We start from the raw sequence: 4239 nt of genomic DNA on the forward strand, positions 1-4239 counted from the left end.
CCGCCTGGGCCGTTGCCCGCGGCCAGGGCGGCCGGCCGGCGGACGGCAATACCGGGGCCGAAGGCGGGCCGGCATCCACGGCCGCGGAAGCACATGCCATCATTGGCGGCAGTGCCTGGCAGGGCCTGAAGGCCGTATTCGGGTCGCGCTATCTGCTGGGCATCGCGGCCTATGTGATCATCATGGCGGTCGTGGCCACGCTGTTGTACTTCACGCGGCTGCAAATGGTGGCCGCGCTGGGCGACGACGTGGACTTGCGCACCGCCGTCTTCGCGCGTATCGACCTGATTACCCAGGTGGCGACCCTGGCGCTGCAGGCCGTCGTCGCCGGCCGCGTGATGAAGCGGCTGGGCGTGCACGTCACGCTGATACTGCTGCCGCTGACGGTGGCGCTCGGCTTCATCGGCCTGGCCATGGTCGGCACGCTGGCCGCGCTGATCGTGTTCGAGGCCGTGTTCCGGGCCATCCAGAGGGCGCTGACCCGGCCGGCACGCGAGACGCTATATACCGTGGTCAGCCGCGAGGACAAGTACAAATCGAAGGCCTTCATTGATACGTTCGGCTACCGTGGAGGCGACGTGGCCGGCGCGCAGGTCGAGGGTCTGCTGGCGCGTCTGGGCATGGGCCTGGCCGGCCTGGCCGGCGTGGCCATCCCGCTGGCGCTGGCCTGGGCCGCACTCGGCTGGTGGCTGGGCCGCGCACAGCAGCGCCTGGCCGCGGGCGAACCCTCCCAAACCCCGGTGGCCGCCCCGGGGACACGTTCCGCCACAAGGAGCCCATCATGATCACCCGACGCGACTACTTCAAGCTCTCCGCCGCCGCAGGCGTGGCCCTGGCCATCGATCCGAAGCGGCTCCTGGCCGATGAAAGCCCCCGCAGCCTGATCACCCGCACGATTCCCGGTACCAGCGAGCAGTTGCCGGTGGTGGGGCTGGGCAGCTCCGCTTCGTTTGCCCGCATTGCGGGCGAGGGGAATGTCGCGGGGGTGCGCGATGTGCTCGAGACCCTTGCGCGCCAGGGCGGCACCGTGTTCGACACCGCGCCCAGCTACGGGGCGGCAGAACAGGTAGCCGCGCGGGTGGCCCGGGAATCCGGCCTGAATCAGAAGCTGTTCTGGGCCACGAAGGTGAACGTGGCGGGGCGCGGCGGCGGAAAGGCCGACCCGGCCGCGGCCCGTGCGCAGATCGAGCAGTCCTTCGCGTGGCTGGGCAAGCCCGAGATCGATCTCATCCAGGTGCATAACCTGGGCGATGTTCCGACCCAGCTCGCTATCCTCGAGGAATATCGCGACGCCGGACGCGTGCGCTACATCGGCGTCACCACTACCTTTCCGAACCAGTACGAAGCGCTGGAGCGGATCATGCGCGCCGAGCAACTGAATTTCATCGGCGTGGATTACGCGATCGACCACCGCGTCATGGAAGAGCGCATCTTTCCCCTGGCCCGGGACCGCGGCATTGGCGTGCTGGCCTACCAGCCTTTCGGCCGAACCCGCTTGTGGCAGCGGGTCGAGGGGCATGCGCTTCCGGACTGGGCCTCCGAATACGACATTGCCTCATGGGGCCAATTCTTCCTGAAGTTCGTGGTATCGCATCCGGCGGTCACCGCCGCCACGCCCGCCACCAGCCGGGCGCGCAATGTCGTGGACAACCTGGGCGCGGCCTCGGGCCGCCTGCCCGACGAGGCCGGCAGGCGCCGCATGATCGCGCACCTTGAGTCGCTGTAAGCCTTTGCCCTCGAATCCTATTCGATGTTCTGCGCCTGTTCGCGCATCTGCTCGATCAGCAGCTTCAGGTCCATGGCGGCGCGGGTGACGTCCATGCTGCCCGCCTTGGACCCCAGCGTATTGGCCTCGCGGTTCATTTCCTGGAACAGGAAGTCCAGGCGCTTGCCGGCGCTGCCTCCGCCGCGCTTGCCGCCGGCTTTGGCTTGCGCGTTGCCGCCCAGCAGGTGGCGCAGTTCTTCCAGGTGCGAACGCAGCCGCGCCAATTCCTCGGCCACGTCGATGCGCAGGGCGAACAAATTGGCTTCCTGGGCCAGTCGCTCGGAAAGCTCGGGCCCGGTAATGTGGGTAAAGCCGCCGGGAAAGGCCGTTTCCACGGATTCGCGCAGCTTGGTGGCCAGCTTTTCGCGGTGGTCGGCCAGCAGTTGGGGCAGATGTGTTTCCACTGATGCGACGATGCGCGCCACGCCTTCGGCGCATTCCAGCATGGTGGCGGCCAGGCGTTGGCCTTCGCGCTCGCGGCCTTCCTGCAATTGTTGCAGCGCTTGCGTGGCGGCCTGTACACAGGCAGCGCCCCATAGTTGCGGGTCGAGCGTGTCATTGACGCGCTGGCCGGGCCAGTTGAACAGCTCGGCCAGGCGGGGCGGCGCCACGTCGGGCACGATGCTGCGCGCGGCCTGCAGTTGTTCGGCCAGGTGCTGCAGCCAAGCCGGATCCAGCCTGGCCAGGTCGGCGCCCGTGCTGCGGGTGTAGGATGCGCGCACCTCGACCTTGCCGCGTCCCAGGTTATTGGTTAGCAACTCGCGCAGCGGCGTTTCCGCGTGGCGCAGGTCGTCGGGCAGGCGGAAGTACAGATCCAGGTAGCGGCTGTTGACGCTGCGTAGCTCTAGCGCCAGGGTGCCTTGCTCGAGGTCTACGCGGGCATTGCCGAAGGCGGTCATGCTGCGGATCATGGGGTCGTATCCTGAAAAAAACGAAAAAAGGCGGGCCAGCGGCCGTTTCCCGGCAGGATAACCCAAGCCCCGTCATGCTGTGTTGTGCGCACGTACAATGCGACGAAACGTCTTATTCCTGGAGCAATGTCCGTGTCTTCTTCCCCCGTAGTACAGCGACCGTCCGGCCGTGCGGTCGATCAACTGCGCGACTTCAGCCTGGAACGCGGCTTTACCCGCTATGCCGAGGGTTCGGTGCTGGTGAAGGCCGGCAATACGCATGTACTGTGCACGGCCAGCGTGCTGGACAAGGTGCCGCCCTTCCTGAAAGGACGTGGGGAAGGATGGGTAACCGCCGAATACGGCATGCTGCCGCGCGCCACGCACACGCGCGGCGACCGCGAGGCGGCGCGGGGCAAGCAAAGCGGCCGTACGCAGGAAATCCAGCGCCTTATCGGCCGCAGCCTGCGCGCGGTATTCGACATGCAGGCCCTGGGCGAGCGCACGCTGCACCTGGATTGCGATGTGCTGCAGGCCGACGGCGGCATCGATCAGGTCGTGCGTCACGGCCGGGATCGGGTCCTGCCAGAGCAGCTCTTCCTTCGGCACTTCGGGGCCCAGGTAGCGGGCACGCGGGCCCATGTCGCGGTGCGTGAGCTTGAACCACGCGCGTGCGAACGCGTCGGCGAATTCGGCCGGGTTCTCGTAGAAGCGGCGCGAGATCTTTTCGTAGGCCGGATCGAAACGCAGCGACAGGTCGGTCGTCAGCATCGTCGGGCGATGCTTCTTCGACGCGTCGAATGCATCCGGAATCACTTCGCCGGCGTCCTTCGCGTCCCACTGGTGCGCGCCGGCCGGGCTCTTCGTGAGCTCCCACTCGTAGCTGAACAGGTGCTTGAAGAAGTCGTTGCTCCACTGCGTCGGCGTCGAGGTCCACGTGACTTCGAGGCCGCTCGTGATGGCATCCTTGCCCTTGCCCGTGCCGAACGTGCTCTTCCAGCCGAGCCCCTGCTCTTCGAGGCCCGCGGCTTCCGGCTCGGGGCCGACGTTCGAGGCCGGACCGGCGCCGTGCGTCTTGCCGAACGTGTGGCCGCCCGCGATCAGCGCGACCGTCTCTTCGTCGTTCATCGCCATGCGCGCGAACGTCTCGCGGATGTCGTGCGCGGCGGCAACCGGGTCGGGGTTGCCGTCCGGGCCTTCCGGGTTCACGTAGATGAGGCCCATCTGCACCGCGGCGAGCGTTTTTTCGAGCTCGCGCTTGCCCGAATAGCGGCTGTTCGGGCCGCCGCTCAGTTCCAGCCAGTTCTTTTCCGAACCCCAGTACACGTCGTCCGGTTCCCACGTATCGACGCGGCCGCCGGCGTAACCGAAGGTCTTGAAGCCCATGGTCTCCAGCGCCACGTTGCCGGCGAGGATCATCAGGTCGGCCCAGGAAATGGACTGGCCGTACTTCTTCTTGACCGGCCACAGCAGGCGGCGGGCCTTGTCCAGGCTGACGTTGTCCGGCCAGGAGTTCAGGGGCGCGAAGCGCTGCTGGCCTGCGCCGCCACCGCCGCGGCCGTCGTGCGAACGGGAGGTACCGGC

2 protein-coding genes and 3 pseudogenes are annotated in these 4239 nt (G+C 67.4%); 3 read left to right on the forward strand and 2 right to left on the reverse strand.

Annotation, left to right across the window (positions count from 1 at the left end; genetic code table 11):
* Positions 1 to 785 (forward strand): annotated as a pseudogene (locus tag LPZ50_RS22555) (MFS transporter); the annotation flags it as partial.
* Entirely contained in the window at positions 782 to 1726 is a 945-nt protein-coding gene (locus LPZ50_RS22560) for an aldo/keto reductase (RefSeq protein ID WP_230665066.1), read from the forward strand. The pseudogene LPZ50_RS22555 and the gene LPZ50_RS22560, both read left to right, overlap by 4 nt.
* Positions 1727 to 1743: 17 nt before the next feature.
* Here LPZ50_RS22560 and LPZ50_RS22565 read toward each other — a convergent pair whose 3' ends face one another.
* A complete protein-coding gene (locus tag LPZ50_RS22565) occupies positions 1744 to 2676 on the reverse strand; it encodes a YicC/YloC family endoribonuclease (protein ID WP_230665067.1) in 933 nt (310 codons plus the stop codon).
* 126 nt (positions 2677 to 2802) lie between these two features.
* Here LPZ50_RS22565 and rph point away from each other — a divergent pair.
* Positions 2803 to 3201, forward strand: a pseudogene (gene rph, locus LPZ50_RS22570) (ribonuclease PH); the annotation flags it as partial.
* On the opposite strand, the pseudogene LPZ50_RS22575 reads toward rph, so the two are convergent.
* Positions 3094 to 4239 (reverse strand): annotated as a pseudogene (locus LPZ50_RS22575) (peroxidase family protein); the annotation flags it as partial. The pseudogenes rph and LPZ50_RS22575 overlap by 108 nt on opposite strands.

The organism is Bordetella petrii, from assembly GCF_020991325.1.
In the GTDB taxonomy this organism is placed as follows: Bacteria; Pseudomonadota; Gammaproteobacteria; order Burkholderiales; family Burkholderiaceae_B; genus Bordetella_A; species Bordetella_A petrii_E.